Consider the following 21,918-nt stretch of genomic DNA (forward strand, 5'->3'; position numbering starts at 1 on the left):
TACAATGGTTTTACAAGGAGATAGGTCTATGAAACCAGAGTATTTTGTAGTCGGGGATGTTCATGGTAAGTATCAACTCTTGGTTGATTTGTTGCAGAAGTGGAATCCTGAGCGTCAGCAATTGATTTTTTTAGGGGATTTGATTGACAGGGGTGAGGACTCCAAGGCTTGTTTGGAATTGGTCATGGATTTGGTGCAGAATCAGGGAGCCATTTGCCTGACAGGCAATCATGAGCGGATGTTCCTGGCCTGGTTGCGGGACCCTCAAGACCGCTATGACCATTATCAGAGAAATGGTGGTGATACGACCATCAATTCATTGATGGGGCGTTCCTTGGATGCGTCGGTGGATGGTATGGTGGATGCCCATCAGGTTTCGGAGCAATATGGGGAATTGATTGACTTTCTCAAATCTTGTCCCTACTACCTAGAAACGGAGCTCTATATCTTTGTTCACGCGGGGGTTGATCTGACCTTGGATGATTGGCGGGAAACCAGTGAGCATGACATGGTTTGGTTGCGATCCAAGTTCCACGAGGCAGCTAATGAAACTGGCAAGTGGATTATTTTCGGCCATACACCAGTCTATAATTTGTTTGGAACTAAGACGCGGATCAGTCAGATTTGGGACAGTGGTGATGGAAAAATTGGCATGGATGGCGGTGCTGTCTATGGCGGTGTCCTCCATGGACTGGTCTGCAATCAAGACGGGCCAATCGAAGACTATGTGGTGGGTCACACCCGATTCCAGTTGCAGATAGAAGATTAGTTTTTATCAGCTCCACCGTGAAACAGGGGAGAACAAGATTTTGTAAATAGACATATTAAAAAAGGCGATTGTGGTCGCCTTTTTGTGTATGTACGACGGGCATGTCGTACATCTGAGGTGAAAGTCCTCCGTGGACACCCGCTACCGGTGAACCCCAAAGCGACTCCCAAGCCTGACTATCGTGAGGTAGCGGGGAGAGGAAGGGATAGCGAAATCGTGGCTCTACGAACAGAAACGTGATAACAAGGCGTATATAGGGGATGAGGGGGCATACAACTCTAAAGTCCAAAAAGGTAGTCGTAACCTATAGACGTAAATCACGAGAGTAAACGAGGAAAGATGTACGACTTATCCCGTGAGGTCTCATGAGCGTCAAAGACGTAGTAACAACGAATCATGAGAAGTCAGCCGAGGCCATAGTAGCGATGAAACTTCTGTAATAGAGGTGGAGCGAAGGGCTGAACAATTAACCGAAGTATACCTACTTCACTTGTGTCTGTAAAACTAGCGGTCTGATAGAACTGGGTGCGGTCACGTATTGACTAGAGGAAAGTTCACCAATATAAGACGTCCCTCAGACACCGAAACAAGAAAGGAATACGCACATGTCACAGTTACTAGATAATATCCTATCTCGGTCCAATATGCTTGAAGCCTACAATCAAGTTAGAGCCAATAAAGGTTCAGCAGGAATTGACGGCGTAACTATTGACGAAATAGATGACTATCTCCGCAAACACTGGCGTTCAACTAAAGAACTCATAAAGCAGAGGAAGTACAAACCTCAGCCAGTCTTACGAGTTGAAATTCCCAAACCTAACGGCGGAGACCGTCAGTTAGGTATCCCAACGGTCATGGATAGAATGATACAACAAGCTATTGTCCAAGTCATTAGTCCTATTTGTGAGCCCTATTTCTCTGAGAGGAGTTACGGATTCAGACCCAATCGGTCATGCGAACAAGCTATTATCCAGTTATTAGAATACCTTAATGACGGTTATGAGTGGATAGTAGACATAGACCTGGAGAAGTTCTTTGATACCGTTCCTCAAGATAGACTGATGTCGCTTGTTCATAACATTATCCAAGATGGAGATACAGAATCTTTAATTCGTAAGTACCTTCATTCCGGTGTAGTCATCAACGGACAACGGTATAAAACACTAGTTGGAACTCCACAGGGAGGAAACCTATCACCGCTCCTGTCCAATATCATGCTTAATGAGCTAGATAAAGAGTTGGAAAATCGTGGACTTCGCTTCGTTCGCTACGCAGATGACTGCGTCATCACAGTTGGTAGTGAGGCGGCGGCTAAACGTGTGATGCATTCAATTAGTCGTTATATTGAAAAACGATTAGGTTTGAAAGTCAACATGACCAAGACCAAGATTGTGAGACCGAGCAAATTAAAGTACCTAGGATTTGGGTTCTGGAAATCATCTGAGGGCTGGAAAAGTCGTCCGCATCAGGATAGCGTACAGAGTTTCAAGAGAAAACTCAAGAAACTAACGGCCCGTAAGTGGAGTATTGACTTAGACAGCCGAATTGAGCGACTAAACTGGGTCATCCGAGGTTGGATAAACTACTTTTCTATGACGAACATGAAATCAGTCATGGAAAGCATTGATGAACGACTAAGAACTCGAATAAGAGTTATTATCTGGAAACAATGGAAGAAGAAATCTAGGCGATTATGGGGACTTCTCAAATTAGGAGTACCGAAGTGGATAGCGGATAAAGTATCTGGCTGGGGAGACCATTATCAATTAGTGGCTCAGAGGTCTGTACTGAAACGTGCCATATCAAAACCAGTCCTCGCTAAACGTGGACTGGTTTCTTGCCTAGATTATTATCTAAAACGACATGCGTTAAAAGTTAGTTGAACCGCCGTGTGCCGAACGGCACGCACGGTGGTGTGAGAGGGACTAGAAATTAGTCCCTACTCGATTCAGATAAAATTGTCTAAAAAGTCTGAGTGGTCACGAGAGTTGTTTGCAGAAGGTACTATGCCTTCAACCGAAAAGTCTGCGGAGCTTTTTTCAATAAAATCCAGTAACCGATACTGACATAGGCAATCATGGCTAGCGAAATGAGTAGGATGTACAAGTGACTGCCTAAATCCAGCTTGATATTGAGGTAGGCCACCCAGTAGAGGGCTCCACTGAGAAATTTATAGACAGGATTGACCACTTCCATGTCCTTGGTAAAGGGCTGGAGGATATAGTAGATAAAAAGGTCGTGGAAGGAAAAGAGGGCTGTTAGACTCAACAAAAGCAGAGCAGTTAGGAGATAGCTTTCAATAGGTAGCTGCGCTCTAGTAAAGATGATGAGGGCCAATAATAGAGATCCTGAGAATGCAGCATTTAATTTTACAGTTTGCAGAAAACGATAATGAAAGCCTGCAATAATGGTTTTTGCTTCGCGGTAAAATGGATAGTGGAGCATGGAAATATCGCAATTAACAAAGACCATCTGTGCGACAGCTTTACCCATGGAGGCGATATATATAACCATGAACGCAAAAGGCAGCCCCTCGATATAGTTGGTATTGCTTATATGAATGTCATCTTTTGAAAACCAACGAATTCCTTCAATAAAAAGGACAATAGCCAAAAGACAACCCAAGCGAAAATGCAGTTTTTTCGTAAGGATGGAGCGGTAGCGGTCAAATAGCAGAGCGTTTAGGTAGGTCATGCCTGATAGATGGGACAGGTCTTTTCCTTTTTCTGTACTCAGCTTAGCCTGCATCTGTAAACCTTGTCGGGTGTACTCGTTCCCTTTGGTCATCTCCAAAATTTTCTTATCCATCTGCAAGGACTGGTCCATGCAATACTGGAGGTAGTCTATATTATTGGTTTGTTGTTTTAAATAGTAATAGCTTAACCAGGTTAGCAAGGGTTGGATGATTAGGATAGGTACTAGCATTCTTAGTGAAAAGGTATTGCGGAATATAGTAACCAAAACATATAAAGCAAAAACAAATGTGAGCCACAGCCAAGAATGCCAAGAATTGCGACGGGTTAATATATGATGTTCAAAGAACCAACGATTGAGAGCATGACCAGATAGATGGCCTGCTATTACTGTCATCAGACCAATTGGAAAGACAAGCCATTGATTAGTCATTAGGCAAAAAATAACTAGGGTAGGAAGGTAATAAATGGTAGTCAGAATGGGTTCGATAAAGAGTTGGCTTTGCAAAAAGTTAGATTGTGATAGACCAAAGTTCTGCAAAAATTCTCTATCTGATTTAGAGATAACTGGGTCTAAGCCCTTGCTAAAACGATTAGCCAGCCCAATAAACAAAATCCAGGAAATAAAGCCAAGGAGCCAAGTATTTGGGAGAACCTTCCAAAAAGTCGGTTCTCCGGTAGCTAGGATATTCATCCAGAAAGAAGCATGATAGAAATGAAAGAGCAACCAGAAACCCTTGACCAGAAAGCGACTGGGGATGGAGAGGATGTGCAGGATCAAAAAGAGACCAGACTTAAAACTATAAGACTTGAAAATACTCTCTGGAATCTTCTTGCCCACAAGTGGCAGTTTTCGCAGATAGTAGAAAAATCCGTTGACGGTCCGATAGAGGTTGTACTTTTCCTGATACCAAAAATAACGTAGAATGGTTTTCATAAGCCCCTCCTAGTCTGCTGTCAAGAGGGCAACCACTTCCTGTTCAAAATCAGGATCGTGGAGCTTGTCACTCGGAACAGCCTGCAATTCTTGGTGATGGAGCAACACAATCTCGTCACAGAGATCCTGAGCCAGCTGTAGAATATGGGTGGAAAAGATAATAACGGAATCCTTTTTAGCCTCCCGAATCAGCTGTTTGAACTCGTGGGCAGCCACAGGGTCAAAGGAAGTCAGTGGCTCATCCAAGAGAAGAACAGGAGGCTGAACAATCAAAGACAGGAGTAACTGAACCTTGTTCTGCATACCGTGGGAAAAATCCTTGAGCAGGCGATGTTGGTCTTCTTCTCCGATACCGACTAAGTTCAGCCATTCTTCTGGACTGCGAGGAGATTTGAGCTTATCCTTGTGAATATCCATATAGAAACGGACAAACTCATAGGCTGTCATAAAGGCAGGAAGTTGTGGGTAGGTTTGGGTAAATCCGATGTCCGTGTTGTCGTAGTCAAATAGTTCCTCGTCCTTCACAAACTGAATTGAGCCACTATCCAAGGTCAGGTTGCGAGCAATGCAGTTGAACAAGGTCGTCTTACCAGCCCCATTTCGCCCTAGCAAGCCGTAGATCTTGCCTTGTTCGAAGGTAAAGGAAGTATCTTCCAAAATGATTTTATGGTCAAATTTTTTAGAAATAGAAGACAGTTTCAGTTGCATAGCCAATCTCCTTTTGTTATATTGTTATGATTTTATCATACAATAAAAAACAAAAAAATTCAAGCATGTTTTTGCTTGAATTTAGAAAGAGGATAGGGGTTGTTTTTGCTGGCCCAGTTCATCAAAGTTACTATCCTTTAGCCAGTTTTCAAGGGCATGCTTGCGGTCAGGCCATGCATGGTCTAATAGAGAAAACCAGGCGGTATCCCGATTGCGTTCCTTGTAGACTAGAGCCTGACGGAAGGTGCCTTCGTAGGTAAATCCCAGGCGTTTGGCAGCAGCTTGACTGGCTTGGTTGAGCGAGTCGCATTTCCATTCGTAGCGTCGATAGCTCAGTTCTTCAAACACATAGTTCATGAGAAGATAGTGGGCTTCTGTCGCTTGTCGGGTTCGTTGCAGTTGCGGAGAAAAGATGACCCAGCCCACTTCAATTGTACGATGGTTGGAATCTATTCGCATGAGTGCAAAGGTTCCGACTGCTTGATTGGTTGCTTGGTCAATGATGGCAAAATAATAGGGATCGGTCGAGTCCAAAAGAGTTTGGAAATAGTCCTGAAATGTCGCTCTGTTCTCAAAGGGTTCAAGAGCTAAGTAGGTCCAATCGGCTTTTTTAGCACTCGGTCCATAAAACTGATAGAGATCATCTGCATGGTGCAGGCTCAGTTTTTCTAAGCGGACTGTTTTTCCTTGAAGAATATCCAGCCTTGGCCGCTCACCGCTGCTATAATGCGGTAAGGGCATACCAATTTCTTGACCGAATGAATTGATAGGCATGGTTCCCTCCTAATAATGCAAGCTTCCAGCCACCCAGCCAGTTGCCAGACAGTAGGTGATGTTAAAGCCGCCTGTGTGGGCGTTGATGTCCAAGACCTCACCAGCGAAGTGGAGGCCTGGGACTTTCTTGCTTTCCAGGGTTTTGGGATTGATTTCTTTCAGATCAACGCCACCCTTAGTCACAAAGGACTTGGCTAGGGACATCTTGCCTGTAATCTTGATAGGGAGGGCTTTGAGGAGAGTGACCAGGTCAGTTAGGTCTTTCTGGGAAACTTGTTTGACCCTGCTATCATAGTTTTCAGCGAAAAAATCTGCTAGGCGGTCTGGCAGGAGCTCTCGGAGGGCGTTCTTGACGGATTTTTCCCTGTTCTTTTCTAAATGCTCAAACAAGTCCTGTTCAGAATGGGTCGGCAGAGCATCGAGAAATGCTGTTTCGCCGCCTTTGACAAAACTAGACAGACGAAGAGCAGCGGGACCCGACAGGCCAAAGTGAGTAAAGAGCAGGTCGTGGGTGATGACGTGCTTGCCGTAGGTCAGGGTGACGTCGTCTAGGGAAATGCCTTGAAGCTTCTTGTGGGGGAAGTCGGTCAGGACAGGGCTTTCTGCGGCTTCGATCTCTGTAACTTCCAGCTTGAAGTGGCGGGCAATGTCGTGACCAAATCCAGTCGAGCCAGTGGAAGGATAGGTCTTGCCGCCGGTGGTAACAATCAGCTGAGGAGCGGAAAAGATTTCCTCGCTGGTCTTGACATGGAAGAGGTCGTCCATCTTGCGAACGGACACCACCTCAGTTCCTGTGCGGATATCCACGCCGTTTTCCAACATCTTCATCTCCAAGCACTTGATAACGGTCTGGGAGCGATCGGTGGTCGGAAAGACACGGCCGTGGTCCTCGACCTTGAGCTTGACCCCGTTTTCCTGAAAGAAATTCATGATGTCGTGGTTGTCAAACTGGGAGAAGACGCTGTAAAGAAAGCGGCCGTTTCCTGGAATGCCAGTCAGCAGGTCTTCCAGTGTGCCGTTATTGGTCACATTGCAACGTCCGCCACCTGTTCCTGAGAGTTTCTTGCCCAAACGCTTGTTTTTTTCAAGGAGCAGGGTCTTCTTGCCGTAAAAGCTGGAAGAAATAGCGGCCATCATGCCAGCTGGCCCCGCTCCGATAATAATGGTATCTACTGTATTCATGCCTTTATTGTATCATAAATTTAGGAAAGTTTTTCAAAATGAGGGCTTGTCCTTGACTTTACTCTCCGTTCCTGTTAGAGTAGGGAAGTGAATTAGTTTTTGAGTTCTGTTTGTGTTTCACCTGCTTTACCCTTTCTAGTTTTACAAATCTAGAGAAAGGAAGTAGTGACATGGCACAAGGAACAGTAAAATGGTTCAACGCTGAGAAGGGCTTCGGCTTCATCGCTCAGGAAAACGGACCAGATGTATTTGCTCACTTTTCAGAAATCCAAACCAATGGTTTCAAATCATTGGATGAAGGTCAAAAAGTGACTTTTGATGTGACAGAAGGTCAACGTGGCCCTCAAGCGAGCAATATCGTGAAATTGTAAAATAAAAACCTTCCAAATGGAAGGTTTTTTGTATGTACGACGGGCATGTCGTACATCTGAGGTGAAAGTCCTCCGTGGACACCCGCTACCGGTGAACCCCAAAGCGACTCCCAAGCCTGACTATCGTGAGGTAGCGGGGAGAGGAAGGGATAGCGAAATCGTGGCTCTACGAACAGAAACGTGATAACAAGGCGTATATAGGGGATGAGGGGGCATACAACTCTAAAGTCCAAAAAGGTAGTCGTAACCTATAGACGTAAATCACGAGAGTAAACGAGGAAAGATGTACGACTTATCCCGTGAGGTCTCATGAGCGTCAAAGACGTAGTAACAACGAATCATGAGAAGTCAGCCGAGGCCATAGTAGCGATGAAACTTCTGTAATAGAGGTGGAGCGAAGGGCTGAACAATTAACCGAAGTATACCTACTTCACTTGTGTCTGTAAAACTAGCGGTCTGATAGAACTGGGTGCGGTCACGTATTGACTAGAGGAAAGTTCACCAATATAAGACGTCCCTCAGACACCGAAACAAGAAAGGAATACGCACATGTCACAGTTACTAGATAATATCCTATCTCGGTCCAATATGCTTGAAGCCTACAATCAAGTTAGAGCCAATAAAGGTTCAGCAGGAATTGACGGCGTAACTATTGACGAAATAGATGACTATCTCCGCAAACACTGGCGTTCAACTAAAGAACTCATAAAGCAGAGGAAGTACAAACCTCAGCCAGTCTTACGAGTTGAAATTCCCAAACCTAACGGCGGAGACCGTCAGTTAGGTATCCCAACGGTCATGGATAGAATGATACAACAAGCTATTGTCCAAGTCATTAGTCCTATTTGTGAACCCTATTTCTCTGAGAGGAGTTACGGATTCAGACCCAATCGGTCATGCGAACAAGCTATTATCCAGTTATTAGAATACCTTAATGACGGTTATGAGTGGATAGTAGACATAGACCTGGAGAAGTTCTTTGATACCGTTCCTCAAGATAGACTGATGTCGCTTGTTCATAACATTATCCAAGATGGAGATACAGAATCTTTAATTCGTAAGTACCTTCATTCAGGTGTAGTCATCAACGGACAACGGTATAAAACACTAGTTGGAACTCCACAAGGAGGAAACCTATCACCGCTCCTGTCCAATATCATGCTTAATGAGCTAGATAAAGAGTTGGAAAATCGTGGACTTCGCTTCGTTCGCTACGCAGATGACTGCGTCATCACAGTCGGTAGTGATGCGGCGGCTAAACGTGTGATGCATTCAATTTGTCGTTATATTGAAAAACGATTAGGTTTGAAAGTCAACATGACCAAGACCAAGATTGTGAGACCGAGCAAATTAAAGTACCTAGGATTTGGGTTCTGGAAATCATCTGAGGGCTGGAAAAGTCGTCCGCATCAGGATAGCGTACAGAGTTTCAAGAGAAAACTCAAGAAACTAACGGCCCGTAAGTGGAGTATTGACTTAGACAGCCGAATTGAGCGACTAAACTGGGTCATCCGAGGTTGGATAAACTACTTTTCTATGACGAACATGAAATCAGTCATGGAAAGCATTGATGAACGACTAAGAACTCGAATAAGAGTTATTATCTGGAAACAATGGAAGAAGAAATCTAGGCGATTATGGGGACTTCTCAAATTAGGAGTACCGAAGTGGATAGCGGATAAAGTATCTGGCTGGGGAGACCATTATCAATTAGTGGCTCAGAGGTCTGTACTGAAACGTGCCATATCAAAACCAGTCCTCGCTAAACGTGGACTGGTTTCTTGCCTAGATTATTATCTAAAACGACATGCGTTAAAAGTTAGTTGAACCGCCGTGTGCCGAACGGCACGCACGGTGGTGTGAGAGGGACTAGAAATTAGTCCCTACTCGATGCCTGTCTAGGGAAATTTGACAGCAACCCCCTCTTGTGGTAATATTTTAATGATACAGTCAGTAGAAAAAATCAAGTATTTGAGGATAATATGGGAATTGAAAAAACAGTCAGCGAATTGGCTGAGATTTTAGGTGTCAGCCGTCAGGCTATGAATAACCGGGTAAAATCACTTCCAGATGAGTTTGTTGAGAAGAATGATAAGGGCGTGACGGTGGTCAATCGTCAGGGTCTGGTCAAGCTGGAAGAGATTTACAAGACCACGATTTTTGAAGATGAGCCAGTCAGCGACGAGGTTCTTCACCGTGAAATGATTGAGATTGTCATCGATGGAAAAAATGAAGAAATCGAGCGCTTGTATGCCCAACTCAAGGTTAAGGACCAACAATTGGCTGAGAAAGATGAGCAGTTGCGGGTCAAGGATATCCAGATTGCGGAGAAGGATAAGCAGCTGGACCAACAGCAGCAGTTGACAGCCAAGGCTATGGCGGACAAGGAAGTTCTCAAGTTAGAATTAGACGAGGTTAAGGCCCAGGCGGAAGAGGTAAAACCGAAAGGTTTCTTTGCTAGATTATTTGGCAAATAGAGGAATCCTATTTTAGGAAATGTTCGGGAGTGACAAGTTGTCGCTCTCTTTTTTGCGACATAAAGGAGTGATTGTGGTAAGCTAGAAACAGATAATTTTCTGAAAATTTCGGAAACTATTCTAGAGGAGGTTGCTTTATGTCCTATTTTCAAAATTTTATGAAGGCCAATAAGGCCTATGTTGACTTGCATGGAACCCAGCATTTGCCCTTGCGTCCTAAGACCAAGGTGGCCATTGTGACCTGTATGGATTCGCGCCTGCACGTTGCCCAGGCCTTGGGGCTGGCTCTAGGGGATGCCCATATCTTGCGGAATGCTGGCGGACGTGTCACTGAGGACATGATTCGGTCTTTAGTCATTTCCCAGCAACAAATGGGAACGCGGGAGATTGTGGTTCTCCACCACACGGACTGCGGTGCGCAGACCTTTACCAATGAGGCTTTTGCGGAGCATATCCACAGGGAGCTGGGTGTGGACGTTGCTGGGCAGGATTTCTTGCCATTTACAGATGTGGAAGAGAGTGTTCGTGAGGATATGGAGCTACTGCGGAAATCACCGCTCATTCCTGAGGATGTGGTCATTTCAGGTGCTGTCTATGATGTGGATACGGGTCGGATGACAGAGGTTAGCTAAGAACCTGTATTCACAGCTCACCATCTTTAGCTAAGGCTAGTTTTCTGCTACTCAGTATTCGTTTTTCTCGAAATACAGTCAGTATTCCAGCAATAAACGGTCTTGATTAGCAAAAAACTATCTCTTATCTACATGTACCTTACTTATGAATACAGGCTCTAAGAGCAGAGTTGTGAAGTCGGATTATTTCCGGCTTTTTTTGTAAAAATGCTTGACAGTCATTCGGAGTTGATGTAGAATTGTTTTATAAAAATAATACAAAGGAACAAAGGAGTCCTCTCATGTCTGATAATCGTATGAAATACACAATTGATAGCAATATGCAGTTTCCACTGGTTGAAATTGCCCTCGAGGCAGGGGAGTCGGCCTACATCCAGCAGGGATCTATGATTTATCACACTTCTAGTGTGACCCTCAATACAAAGCTCAATGCGCGTGGTGGCTCAGGTTTTGGCAAGTTGCTGGGAGCTATCGGTTGCTCCATGGTGTCGGGTGAGTCTATGTTTATCACCCAGGCTGTATCTAATAGCTATGATGGGAAAATCGCCCTGGCGCCGTCCACACCTGGTCAGGTTATTGCTCTAGAGCTGGGTGCCAAACAATACCGCCTCAATGATGGAGCTTTCTTGGCTTTGGACGGCTCTGCCCAGTACAAAATGGAACGCCAGTCGGTTGGTCGCGCCTTCTTCGGTGGGCAAGGTGGTCTCTTTGTCATGACGACAGAAGGTCAGGGAACGCTCTTGGCCAACGCCTTTGGCTCTATCAAGAAAATCGATCTACAGGGTGATAGCATCACGATCGATAATGCCCATGTGGTGGCTTGGAGCCGGGAACTTAACTACGATATTCACATGGAAAATGGTTTTCTCCAGTCTATCGGGACAGGCGAGGGAATTGTCAATACCTTCTCGGGCTACGGTGAAATCTATGTACAAAGCCTTAATATCGAGACCTTTGCCAAGGTCATCGGTAGTCATTTGACTGTTTCGGGTGGCGACGGAGGTGGCGGTTCCACAACACTTTTAGATGCGATATTTTAACCAGTCGACCAGCTTTGGCTGGTTTTTATCTGCACATTTTTACCACTTACTTGTAAAATCTAACCACTTACCCAAAAGGGCTTGTAATGGTTTTCAAACTTGATATAATAGTATCAAGAAAGGAGGTCCTATGAAGATTAAGATTGAACTAGACGATAGTCTGGACCAGCTGGAAGTTATTATCCGAGCCAATCAACTCGGTCCCGGAATCGAGCGTATCCAGCAGGCCTTGAGCCAACTTCAACGACCGTCCTTGATTTTTTACAAGGGGTCTAGCGAGTATTTTTTGAAACTGGAAGATCTGCTCTTTTTCGAGACGGACGGCAGCAAAATCTATGCCCATACCCGCGATGATGCCTATGAAATGAAGCTCAAACTTTACGAGCTTCAGGATTGTCTGCCAGCCTATTTCTGTCGGGTGTCCAAGTCTACGATTGCCAATGCCAAGGCAGTTTATTCACTGGAAAAATCCTTTTCGGGAACCAGCCGTATCCGCTTTTTCCAGACCCACAAGGAAGTCCACGTGTCTCGGCATTATTACCATTTACTAAAAGAAACGTTGCAAGAAGTGAGGTAAATCATGAAACAAAAATTGATTGGAACGGGCTTTATCGCCCTAGCTGGGTTGGTCCTTTTTCAAGACTATCTGCCGGCTATCAAAATTCCCCTCTGGGTCATTCTCTCTGGACTGGGCTTGGTTTACAGCCTTGTCCACAGCCTCTTTAAAAAACAGTGGACACCCAGCTTTATCTGGGCAACCCTGCTCTTTGTCCTGGTCAATTATCAGTTTAAGCTCATCCATCTCAAGCTAAGCATGATTCTCTTAGCGGCAGGCTTGGCCTATATCGGTGCAACCTTCCTTTTCCGGAAAAATAAGACCAGAAAGTTTGTCCATTTTGACAAGTCCAAATCCGTCTGGCAAGACGACAGTCAAGCACCCATTGAGCAGGAAATACAAGAACAATTTGAAGCTCAGGACCAACCGGTCATCAAGCAAGCGTCGGGTATCAAGGACGGTAAGTCAACGGCCTTTAGTACCACGACCCGCTACATCCAAGACCAAGCCTTTGTCCAAGACAGCCTAGAAATTGCCTTTGGAACAGCCAGCATCTATTTTGATCATGCGGTCATGCTTGGCCAGGAGGCAACCTTCCATGTGGATGCTGCCTTCTCCACAGTTGACCTCTATCTGCCAGCCAACTGGCGAGCAGAAGTGGATGTGGACGGCATGTTGACGACGGTCAATCAGTATCCTAGACCAGATGGCGACAAGCTCCTCCATATCAAGGGTGATGCAGCTTTCTCCACTATCACTATCTACTCCGTATAAAAAGTCTTTCAAGCTTTTTATCAGACAAAATTTCCAGAATTTTCAAAAAATATTTTTTTCAACGAAAGAAAGGAAATACGCATGAAAAAGATTTTGAAAAACCATCTCTATCTCTGGATTCTCACGTCGGACATGCTGTCCAATTTCGGTGACATTGTCTACTACCTGGCTCTGATGAATTATGTGCTGCAGGTTCCTAACCACAGGCTGGCCTTGGCCATTGTCACCTTCTCCGAAATTTTTCCGAGCTTTATGGGCTTGATCACAGGCTATTTGGCGGACCGGACGGTCAACAAGCTCAAGGGTATCAAGCTGACCCTCATCATTCGGGTCGCCCTCTACCTCATTCTCGGTGTCTGCATGGGCTTTGACCCAGCCTTATGGATTGTCGTCGTGTCAGCCAGCTTCAACCTCTTTTCTGATTTTTCAGGCTTTTACGAAAATGGCCTATTCACACCGCTGGGGCTCCGCTATGCACCCAAGGAGGACCGTGAGCAGTATTCGGCCTTCCGTATGACCGTGACCAGCACCCTTAACATCGCCTTTCAGGGCCTGTCAGCCATCCTGGTCGGTCTCCTCAGCTACCAGCAGCTAGCCTTCCTCAACGCTGGCACCTTTTTAGCCTCACTCCTCATTATGCAGGCTATGACACCCGCATTTCATAAGCTCCTCAAGGAGCAGCCTTTGAAAATAGCAGAGCAGTCCAGCTCGTCTGAGGGCAAGGGACCAGGTCTCCTGGCTGCAACCAAGCAGGCGATTATCGAGCTCCGCAAGGTACCAGAGTTTCGGATGATTCTGGTGACCAGCCCCCTTATCAATGCCTTTTCAGCAGTCCTGACCACCATTTTAGTCCTGCAAATCAGCGAAAGTCCGTCCTTAGCTATCCAAAATTCCGAAACAACATTGGCTCTTTTTATTACCGCTTTTTTTATCGGAAATATACTGGGATCTAGTCTGGTCTTTACGCTATTTAAAAATGTTAGCATGGTCCATCTGGAAACGGTCAGTGTCCTGGCCATAGCAGGTGTCTATCTAGGCCTTTATCTTCATCAGCTGCCCATTGCCTTGTTTGCTCTCTTTTTAGCAGGGATAGGAACAGGCGGCAGCAGTCCTAAGTTTAATGCCAAGTTTATTACGGTTCTGCCAGAGGAGCAGCTAGCGACCATTGGTGGTGGGGTCTCCACCTATTTCATGTGTGGAAATGCTGTCACTCGCCTGCTGGTATCAGGTCTGGTCTTGGTTTTATCTGCTGACCAACTCAGTCTGACCTTCCTTCTAGCTAGTGGTTTGCTCTTACTTTATACCCTTAGTTGGCTTTTATCAAATAAGCCCCTTCAAAATCAGTCTGCCTAGGCTGATTTTTTCTGGTGAAATGGGCTTTCTGTGGTATAATGGTGTTGATTGAAACTTTACAGGAGAGAAACATGACTAACAATATTCGTGTGCGTTACGCACCTAGTCCAACGGGACTTTTGCATATCGGAAATGCCCGTACAGCATTGTTTAACTATCTTTTTGCCCGCCATCACGGTGGTGATTTTATCATTCGTATCGAGGATACGGACCGCAAGCGCCATGTAGAAGATGGTGAGCGTTCGCAGTTGGAAAACCTGCGTTGGTTGGGCATTGACTGGGATGAAAGTCCAGAAACCCATGAAAACTACCGTCAGTCTGAGCGCTTGGAACTTTACCAAAAATACATCGACCAGCTTTTGGCAGAAGGCAAGGCCTACAAGTCTTACGTGACTGAGGAAGAACTGGCAGCAGAGCGTGAGCGCCAAGAGGCGGCTGGTGAAACACCTCGCTACATCAACGAATACCTTGGCATGTCTGAAGATGAAAAAACAGCCTATATCGCAGAGCGTGAGGCGGCTGGCATTGTCCCAACTGTCCGCTTGGCTGTCAATGAAGCTGGTATCTACAAGTGGAATGACATGGTTAAGGGTGAGATTGAGTTTGAAGGTGGCAACATCGGTGGTGACTGGGTTATCCAGAAACGCGACGGTTACCCAACCTACAACTTTGCCGTGGTTATTGATGATCATTTGATGGAGATTTCGCACGTTATCCGCGGAGACGACCACATTGCCAACACACCTAAGCAACTCATGGTCTATGAAGCACTAGGCTGGGAAGCTCCAGAATTTGCCCACATGACCTTGATTATCAACTCTGCTACGGGTAAAAAGCTGTCTAAACGTGATACCAATACCCTGGCCTTTATCGAAGATTACCGCAAAAAAGGCTACCTGCCAGAAGCTGTTTTCAACTTTATCACGCTTTTGGGTTGGACCCCAGGTGGTGAGGAAGAAATCTTCTCCAAAGATGAGATTATCCAACTCTTTGACGAACATCGTCTGAGCAAGTCACCAGCAGCCTTTGACCAGAAGAAGATGGATTGGATGAGCAATGAGTACATCAAGGCAGCTGATTTGGCAACGATTTTTGACTTGGCTAAGCCATTCTTGGAAGAGGCAGGTCGCTTGACGGATAAGGCGGAGAAATTGGTCGAGCTCTACAAGCCACAGATGTCATCAGCAGATGAGATTGTTCCTTTGACAGACCTCTTCTTCTCAGACTTCCCAGAATTGACCGAGGATGAGAAAGCAGTCATGGCAGGCGAAACCGTGCCGACTGTTTTGACAGCCCTCAAGGAAAAATTGGAGGCCATGACGGACGAGGAATTTGTCGTAGAAAACATCTTCCCACAAATCAAGGCTATCCAAAAAGAAACAGGCATCAAGGGTAAAAACCTCTTCATGCCAATCCGTATCGCCGTTTCAGGCGAAATGCACGGACCAGAGTTACCAAATACCATCTATCTGCTCGGCCGTGAAAAATCTCTCCAGCATATTGAGGATATGTTGGAGAGATTGTAAGAGTAAACCATTCCCACAGTCAGCTGATTGTGGGTTTTGTTATAGCCTGAAACTATGGAAAGCCGAGTGTAAATCCAACAGCTCCTCCCAGAAAATGTATGATAAGATAGAGGTATTAACTTTTTAGGAGATAGTATGGAAAATCATAATTTTCAAAATGAGGGAACTTTTAACCGTGAGATGAACAGCCGCCATTTACGGATGTTGTCCATCGGTGGGGTAATCGGAACTGGTTTATTCTTAAGTTCAGGCTATACCATTGCACAGGCTGGGCCATTTGGAGCTATTGCGGCCTATCTATTTGGAGCTGTAATGGTTTACTTGGTCATGTTCTCTTTAGGTGAATTGTCGGTTGCAATGCCTGTGACAGGCTCGTTTCACACTTATGCGACTAAGTTTATCAGTCCGGGAACGGGTTTTATGGTGGCCTGGATGTACTGGCTTTGTTGGGTTGTTGCTCTAGCATCACAATTTGTCGGCGCTGCCCAGCTCATGCAACGCTGGTTTCCTAGTGTACCACTGTGGATTTTTGCGACGATTTTTGCTGTCATTGTCTTTGGTCTCAATACTCTTTCAATTGGCTGGTTTGCCAAGGCAGAAGATGCACTTTCGTCTATCAAGGTCTATGCTATTGCGGCCTTTATCGTGCTTGGGACTTTGGCTATTTTTGGTCTCTTGCCATTTGAGGGAACCAATGCTGCGCCGCTATTTAACAATATCACAAGTAACGGCTTACTTCCTAACGGTCTAGTTGGCTTTATCACGGTCATGTTGTCCGTCAACTATGCTTTTTCAGGTGTGGAAATGATCGGAATCGCGGCAGGGGAGACAGATAATCCCAAGAAAGCTGTACCGCAAGCTATTAAGTCAACTATCGGTCTATTGGTTATCTTCTTTGTCTTGACAATTGTAGTTTTGGCAGCTCTACTTCCTATGTCAGAAGCAGGTGTGACAGAAGCGCCATTCGTACTTGTCTTGGACAAGATTGGCTTCCCATATGCTGCTGATATTATGAACTTCATCATCTTGACAGCTATCTTATCTGCATCGACTTCAGGGCTCTATGCTTCAAGCCGTATGCTTTGGTCTTTGGCCAATGAAGGCATGATTAGTAAGGAATTAGTGAAGATTAACAAGCATGGTGTGCCAATGCGCGGGATGATTTTGTCCATGATTGCGGTTGTAGTTGCACTGGTGGCTTCAATTTACGCGGAAGATACGATTTTCTTGGCACTGGTTTCCATCGCAGGATTTGCCGTGGTCATCGCTTGGTTGGCTATTCCCTTGGCTCAGCTAGGCTTCCGCAAGGAATTTCTCAAAAACCATAGCGAAAATGAATTGGAGTACAAGACGCCGTTTTCTCCTATTTTGCCGTGGATAACAGTCATTTTGCTAGTGGTTTCGATCGTTGGAATTGGCTGGGATCCGTCGCAGCGGGCAGGGCTGTATTTCGGTGTGCCGTTTATGATTGGTTGCTATATTTATCATTATTTGCGCTTTAAAAAGTGGTAGGAGATTTGGTTATGGGGCGTTTTAAAGAATTATTGGAAGAGCAAGATTATGTAATTTTGCATGGGGCGCTGGGAACGGAGCTGGAATTTCGTGGGCATGATGTGTCGGGCAAGCTCTGGTCGGCCAAGTATCTGTTTGAAAATCCTCAATTTATCAAGGACATTCACAAGGATTATATTCGTGCCGGGGCAGACTTGGTAACAACCTCCACCTATCAGGCAACCTTTGAAGGATTAGCAGAAGTTGGCTTGTCACAAGCAGAGGCAGAGGACCTCATCCGCTTGACCGTTGATTTGGCCAAGGAAGCGCGTGATGAGGTCTGGGCAGAATTGTCTGAAGCTGAAAAAGCACAACGAACCTATCCTCTCATTTCAGGTGACGTGGGTCCCTACGCAGCCTATTTGGCCAACGGTGCTGAATATACAGGCGATTATGGCAACATTAGTCTGTCAGAGTTAAAAGATTTCCACCGTCGCAGAATCGAACTCCTCTTAGAACAGGGGGCTGAACTCTTAGCCTTGGAGACTATTCCAAATGTTCTTGAAGCACAAGCTTTAGTAGAGTTGCTGGCAGAGGATTTTCCAGAGATAGAGGCCTATATTAGCTTCACTTCACAAGACGGGCAGTCGATTTCTGACGGAACGTCTATTGAAAAAATAGCAGAGCTGGTCAACAGCAGTGAGCAGATTTTGGCGGTTGGTCTTAACTGTACGGCTCCCTCGCTCTATCCAGCCTTTCTCAGTCAGTTGAGAGAAAAAACGGATAAACCATTTGTGACTTATCCGAATTCTGGGGAAGCCTATGATGGAGCCACTCAAACCTGGAATGAAGAAGCTGACCAGAGCCACAGCCTTTTGGACAGTACTCTGGCTTGGCACAAGTTAGGAGCTAAAGTGGTTGGAGGGTGTTGTCGCACCCGACCAGCTGATATTGCAAGTCTAGTTGCAGGTTTGAAATAAATGAATCCCCGCTGTCCTGTGATAGCGGGGATTTTGCTAGAAGTTCTGTAATTTTTCCTCGATTTGTTTGAGTAAGTTCTGTAAATTTTCCTTCTGTTCTTGGAACATGAGGATTTGTTTTTCGCGGTCGGCAATTTCATCCAGTATGACCTGTTTGTTTTCTTTTAGCTGTTCGAGACTGCCGCATTTGGTGTCATGTAGTTCCTTGATGCGGATAATGGCTTTGACTGACAAACCTAATTGGCGAAGTCCTAGGATGTTTTCTAGGTTGTTGATTTCTTCGGTACTCCAAAAGTAATTGCCGTCAATTAGTTGCGGTTGTAGCAGTCCTTGTTCTGTGTAGAAACGAAGCGTATCCCGTTTAATACCGAATTGTTGCATGACTTGTCCTGTTTTCATAACTTCCTCTTTTACTCATTTCGTTTGACAGGGGGTCACCCCCTCATGATAAATTGGTGGGGAAAGGAGTTCTATATGATTATTGTTGTTAAATGGTTGATTGTGCTCTACTTGGGGCTACTGCCTGTATCTGCTTGGGTATATCGTAAGCAACTTCCTAACTGGTTACTGGTTTTATATGTCTGCCCAGTTTTAATCAGTCTGTTGGAATGGCAGATGGTTTTGGGATTTATATTAGGCTTATTATTAGCTTGTGGGGTGAGAGTGATAGGCGGTCGTGTTCTTTTTGGAAAAAATCGTCTTAGCCACTTCTTAGCTCATTTTCTACTGAGCTTGGTTCTCGCTCTTGCACTTTTCTTGGTCTAAAAACAACCTCTCCACATACTCCTTCTGCCTTGGAATGACCAGTTCTGTTCCAAGAAAATCTTTCAAATTTTCTTGTGAGACCCAGATGTAGTTGCTGGTTTCATCCGTTTGGAGTTGGATTGTGGATTTGTCCTAGTCGGTTTCAGCCCAGTAGCAGTGGAAGATACACTGATCATCATGGGCGACAAAGTGTGTATGGTGGCGGAGTTGGTCAGCTGTCAGCTCAATGCCTGTTTCTTCGCGGACTTCGCGCAAAATAGCCTGCTCTGCTATTTCCCCAAACAACGCCGAACCTCCTGCTGTCGCTTCATAATAGTCAGGGTAGGAGGGCTTGGTGCTGTCGCGTTTCATGAAGAGGGTGCTGCCGTCGTGGTGGCGGATGATGCACTCGACGACCAGGTGGTAGAGGCCGTGGGGAATGGGTTCTCCGCGTGTGAGAGTGTGGTCGGTCAAGTGACCGTCGGCTGTGTAGGCGTTCCAGATTTCCATAGCTTGCTCCTTTTCTATACTTCTATTATACCATAGGAAGTTTTCCTGTGAACTTGTACGGACAAGTGTGTGGTATAATGGGCAGACGAAAGAAAAGGAGAAATCAATGCAAACCATTATCCCACATCTCTGGTACGATACAGAGGCAAAAGAAGCGGTAGCTTTCTATGTAGAACTCTTCGGTGGCAAGATTGACTGGACCTACACCATTACGGATACGCCTTCGGGTGATTCGGATTTGATTCAGTTTCAATTGGGGGATATGACCTTGGCGGCTATTAGTGCGGGTCCATACTTTAAGCTCAATGAGTCCATGTCCCTTATGGTCAATGTGGCTAGCAAGGATGAAGTGACACGTTTGTACCAAGCCTTGTCAGAAGGCGGTCGTATTCTCATGCCTTTGGGAGAATATCCTTTCAGCCCTTACTATGTCTGGTTGGAAGACCGCTTTGGTCTGTCTTGGCAACTGTCTTATGCACCGGACTTGGACAAGCCTTATCAGTTCGACATCTGCCTGCTCTTCTCGCAGGAACAGGTTGGTTTGGCCCAGCCTATGTTGGACTACTACAAGGACAAGCTCCCTCAGGCTAGTGTCGGTCAAATTTCCTACTACGGTGAAGGGGAGGCTCCTGTTGAGGCTGCCAAGCTGAATTATGCGGAGCTTTTAATCGGAGACCAAAAAATTATTGCTATGGACCATGGATATGGTGGTGTGGCCTCTTTTAACGAAGCCTTTTCGCTAATGGTCTATGTGGATAATCAGGAAGAAGCGGATAGTTGGTATGAAATAGTGTCGGCAGTTCCTGAAGCAGAAATTTGTGGTTGGGCCAAGGATCAGTTTGGGATTTCTTGGCAGATTGTGCCACGTATTTTGATGGAAGCATACGATACGGCTAGCCCAGAAACCGTCAAGGCTGTTAATGATGCAGTGTTGACCATGAAACGTCTAGATTTCGCAACTATTCAAACGATATTAAATTAGTCAAGATTGGCAGGAACTGGATAGCAGTTTCTGTTTTTTCTATTAGACAAGAATGAATTGGCTCGGTTTTTGGTATAATGAAAGAAAGTAGAGGGGAGACCACATGAAAGCAATAGAAAGACGAAAGCACATTTTATCACTTTTACAGGAAACATCTCAACCACTTTCAGCGAATTACCTAGCAAAAGAATTTGGAGTGAGCCGTCAGGTGATTGTGGGAGATATAGCCTTGCTTCGAGCAGAGGGTGATCTGGTTTTGGCGACTCCGAGAGGCTACCTACTGCAGTCTTCTCTGGCGCCTCTTGAAGGTGCTTATATTCGTAAAATAGCTTGTCAACATGGACCAGAAGATGTTGAAAAAGAGTTGACTATCCTATTAGAGGGAGGAGCTCAAATCCTTGATGTCGAAATTGAACATCCTATTTACGGTCTATTATCTGGCAAACTAAATATTACCAGTTTTGAAGATCGGGACCGTTTTTTAGATGATTTGAGTCATTATAAAGGAGTACTATTGAGTAATTTAACAGAAGGAGTTCATACTCATACTGTCTCATTTCCCTCCGTTCAAGCCTACAAAGAACTTTCTTTGGTATTAAAGGCTGCAGGAATTTTGCTAGAAAATCAATAAAACATTACAGGTGTCTTGACACCTGTAATGTTTTGGTTTATAATCGAACCTATAGAAAGAGAGGTTCCTTATGTCCCAATTAACACTATCATCTAAAAGTTCCGTCAAGCAGCTTTCCATTAGTGCGATCCTTACTGCATTTGCTATTTTGATTCCATTGATGATGCCGATTAAAATTGTTATTGGTCCAGCATCTTACACACTTGCTAGTCATATTCCGTTGTTTATTGCAATGTTTATTTCACCAGCAACGGCCATTTTGGTAGCATTGGGCTCCAGTCTAGGCTTCTTTTTAGCAGGATTTCCTATTGTCATCGTATTTCGTGCATTAACTCACTTGATTTTTCTTACTCTGGGAGCTTTTTTAATAAAACAATTTCCAAGTTTTATGGACACTAAGCGTTTCTTCATATTAGGGATTGGTCTCAATCTACTTCATGGCTTAGGGGAGTATATTGTGGTCATGGCCCTGACTTCGGGCGGGCAGACTTCAGATACTTATTGGATGACTATGCTTGGCTTAGTTGGTCTAGGTTCTGCACTTCATGGATTGCTCGATTTTAGTTTGGCATATTATTTTTGGAAAATCTTGAAAGAACGGAAAATTTATCAACCTTAATGTGAGTTGAGATAAAATATAGTCTAGAAGTCGGAGAAAAGTCTCTGGCTTTTTCTTGTTTTTTCTTTAAATGTACGAGATTTATTCAATTTTTTGAAAAAATGTGTATAAATATGTTGCAAAAAGTATAAATATACATTATAATAGTCACTAAGTTTTATTTGCTAAT

At 44.9% G+C, this 21,918-nt stretch carries 23 protein-coding genes; 17 read left to right on the top strand and 6 right to left on the bottom strand.

All coding sequences use genetic code 11. The annotated features are described in order from the left end of the window. Window positions 1-28: 28 nt before the first annotated feature. Window positions 29-769 (top strand): metallophosphoesterase family protein, encoded by a 741-nt coding sequence (locus tag AB1F57_RS01160; RefSeq protein ID WP_170239437.1) that lies wholly within the window; start codon window positions 29-31, stop codon window positions 767-769. Between the two features lie 605 nt (window positions 770-1,374). Next, window positions 1,375-2,652, top strand: a complete 1,278-nt coding sequence (gene ltrA, locus AB1F57_RS01165) for a group II intron reverse transcriptase/maturase (protein ID WP_172006496.1) — start codon at window positions 1,375-1,377, stop codon at window positions 2,650-2,652. Between the two features lie 121 nt (window positions 2,653-2,773). On the opposite strand, the gene AB1F57_RS01170 is transcribed toward ltrA (AB1F57_RS01165), so the two are convergent. The 4 genes from AB1F57_RS01170 to AB1F57_RS01185 all read right to left on the bottom strand — a co-directional run bounded on the left by AB1F57_RS01170 (window position 2,774) and on the right by AB1F57_RS01185 (window position 7,063). Continuing rightward, a complete protein-coding gene (locus tag AB1F57_RS01170; RefSeq protein WP_105136951.1) occupies window positions 2,774-4,399 on the bottom strand; it encodes a hypothetical protein in 1,626 nt (541 codons plus the stop codon). A 9-nt stretch (window positions 4,400-4,408) separates the two neighbouring features. Continuing rightward, window positions 4,409-5,107, bottom strand: a complete 699-nt coding sequence (locus AB1F57_RS01175) for an ABC transporter ATP-binding protein (protein ID WP_105136952.1) — start codon at window positions 5,105-5,107, stop codon at window positions 4,409-4,411. Window positions 5,108-5,188: 81 nt separating this feature from the next. Continuing rightward, complete coding sequence (locus AB1F57_RS01180; RefSeq protein ID WP_367985938.1) at window positions 5,189-5,881, bottom strand: GNAT family N-acetyltransferase; 693 nt, start codon at window positions 5,879-5,881, stop codon at window positions 5,189-5,191. Window positions 5,882-5,890: 9 nt separating this feature from the next. Continuing rightward, complete coding sequence (locus AB1F57_RS01185) at window positions 5,891-7,063, bottom strand: NAD(P)/FAD-dependent oxidoreductase (protein WP_167785216.1); 1,173 nt, start codon at window positions 7,061-7,063, stop codon at window positions 5,891-5,893. Between the two features lie 170 nt (window positions 7,064-7,233). On the opposite strand from AB1F57_RS01185, the gene AB1F57_RS01190 reads away from it, so the two are divergent. From AB1F57_RS01190 to mmuM, 11 genes are all read left to right on the top strand, one after another. Beyond that, on the top strand, window positions 7,234-7,434 hold the full coding sequence (locus AB1F57_RS01190; RefSeq protein WP_105122269.1) for a cold-shock protein: 201 nt from the start codon (window positions 7,234-7,236) through the stop codon (window positions 7,432-7,434). 549 nt (window positions 7,435-7,983) lie between these two features. Further along, window positions 7,984-9,261: a group II intron reverse transcriptase/maturase gene (gene ltrA, locus AB1F57_RS01195; protein WP_367985804.1), complete on the top strand. Its 1,278-nt coding sequence runs from the start codon at window positions 7,984-7,986 to the stop codon at window positions 9,259-9,261. A gap of 155 nt (window positions 9,262-9,416) precedes the next feature. Next, window positions 9,417-9,911 (top strand): DUF536 domain-containing protein, encoded by a 495-nt coding sequence (locus AB1F57_RS01200; protein ID WP_105111069.1) that lies wholly within the window; start codon window positions 9,417-9,419, stop codon window positions 9,909-9,911. Window positions 9,912-10,048: 137 nt separating this feature from the next. Beyond that, the gene (locus AB1F57_RS01205) at window positions 10,049-10,543 is read left to right on the top strand and encodes a carbonic anhydrase (protein ID WP_105122268.1); all 495 of its coding nucleotides are present in this window, start codon (window positions 10,049-10,051) and stop codon (window positions 10,541-10,543) included. Between the two features lie 281 nt (window positions 10,544-10,824). Next, window positions 10,825-11,583 (top strand): TIGR00266 family protein, encoded by a 759-nt coding sequence (locus AB1F57_RS01210; RefSeq protein WP_367985939.1) that lies wholly within the window; start codon window positions 10,825-10,827, stop codon window positions 11,581-11,583. Window positions 11,584-11,713: 130 nt separating this feature from the next. Next, complete coding sequence (locus AB1F57_RS01215; RefSeq protein WP_167785218.1) at window positions 11,714-12,160, top strand: LytTR family DNA-binding domain-containing protein; 447 nt, start codon at window positions 11,714-11,716, stop codon at window positions 12,158-12,160. Between the two features lie 3 nt (window positions 12,161-12,163). Further along, window positions 12,164-12,913, top strand: a complete 750-nt coding sequence (locus AB1F57_RS01220) for a hypothetical protein (protein ID WP_105136960.1) — start codon at window positions 12,164-12,166, stop codon at window positions 12,911-12,913. A gap of 81 nt (window positions 12,914-12,994) precedes the next feature. Continuing rightward, window positions 12,995-14,266, top strand: a complete 1,272-nt coding sequence (locus AB1F57_RS01225; RefSeq protein WP_367985940.1) for an MFS transporter — start codon at window positions 12,995-12,997, stop codon at window positions 14,264-14,266. 71 nt (window positions 14,267-14,337) lie between these two features. Next, window positions 14,338-15,792 (top strand): glutamate--tRNA ligase, encoded by a 1,455-nt coding sequence (gene gltX, locus AB1F57_RS01230; protein ID WP_367985941.1) that lies wholly within the window; start codon window positions 14,338-14,340, stop codon window positions 15,790-15,792. Window positions 15,793-15,927: 135 nt separating this feature from the next. Continuing rightward, on the top strand, window positions 15,928-17,304 hold the full coding sequence (locus AB1F57_RS01235) for an amino acid permease (protein ID WP_367985942.1): 1,377 nt from the start codon (window positions 15,928-15,930) through the stop codon (window positions 17,302-17,304). An 11-nt stretch (window positions 17,305-17,315) separates the two neighbouring features. Next, complete coding sequence (gene mmuM, locus AB1F57_RS01240) at window positions 17,316-18,263, top strand: homocysteine S-methyltransferase (RefSeq protein ID WP_367985943.1); 948 nt, start codon at window positions 17,316-17,318, stop codon at window positions 18,261-18,263. A gap of 36 nt (window positions 18,264-18,299) precedes the next feature. Here the strand turns inward: mmuM and AB1F57_RS01245 are convergent, their stop codons facing one another. After that, the gene (locus tag AB1F57_RS01245; RefSeq protein ID WP_367985944.1) at window positions 18,300-18,662 is read right to left on the bottom strand and encodes a MerR family transcriptional regulator; all 363 of its coding nucleotides are present in this window, start codon (window positions 18,660-18,662) and stop codon (window positions 18,300-18,302) included. 75 nt (window positions 18,663-18,737) lie between these two features. On the opposite strand from AB1F57_RS01245, the gene AB1F57_RS01250 reads away from it, so the two are divergent. Beyond that, complete coding sequence (locus AB1F57_RS01250; protein ID WP_105121716.1) at window positions 18,738-19,028, top strand: hypothetical protein; 291 nt, start codon at window positions 18,738-18,740, stop codon at window positions 19,026-19,028. A gap of 132 nt (window positions 19,029-19,160) precedes the next feature. Here the strand turns inward: AB1F57_RS01250 and AB1F57_RS01255 are convergent, their stop codons facing one another. Next, window positions 19,161-19,634 carry an NUDIX domain-containing protein gene (locus AB1F57_RS01255; protein ID WP_367985945.1) on the bottom strand — a complete coding sequence of 158 codons (474 nt, stop codon included), beginning with the start codon at window positions 19,632-19,634 and terminating at the stop codon, window positions 19,161-19,163. Here AB1F57_RS01255 and AB1F57_RS01260 point away from each other — a divergent pair. From AB1F57_RS01260 to AB1F57_RS01270, 3 genes are all read left to right on the top strand, one after another. Continuing rightward, window positions 19,624-20,499, top strand: coding sequence for a VOC family protein (locus tag AB1F57_RS01260; RefSeq protein WP_367985947.1), 876 nt, complete (start codon window positions 19,624-19,626; stop codon window positions 20,497-20,499). The two genes, AB1F57_RS01255 and AB1F57_RS01260, sit on opposite strands and share 11 nt — an antisense overlap. A gap of 103 nt (window positions 20,500-20,602) precedes the next feature. Then, window positions 20,603-21,130 (top strand): transcription repressor NadR, encoded by a 528-nt coding sequence (locus tag AB1F57_RS01265; RefSeq protein ID WP_367985948.1) that lies wholly within the window; start codon window positions 20,603-20,605, stop codon window positions 21,128-21,130. 70 nt (window positions 21,131-21,200) lie between these two features. Further along, window positions 21,201-21,749, top strand: coding sequence for a hypothetical protein (locus AB1F57_RS01270; protein ID WP_256779405.1), 549 nt, complete (start codon window positions 21,201-21,203; stop codon window positions 21,747-21,749). The last annotated feature ends 169 nt before the right edge of the window (window positions 21,750-21,918 follow it).

Source organism: Streptococcus nasisuis (assembly GCF_040836615.1).
GTDB classification, from domain to species: Bacteria; Bacillota; Bacilli; order Lactobacillales; family Streptococcaceae; genus Streptococcus; species Streptococcus suis_V.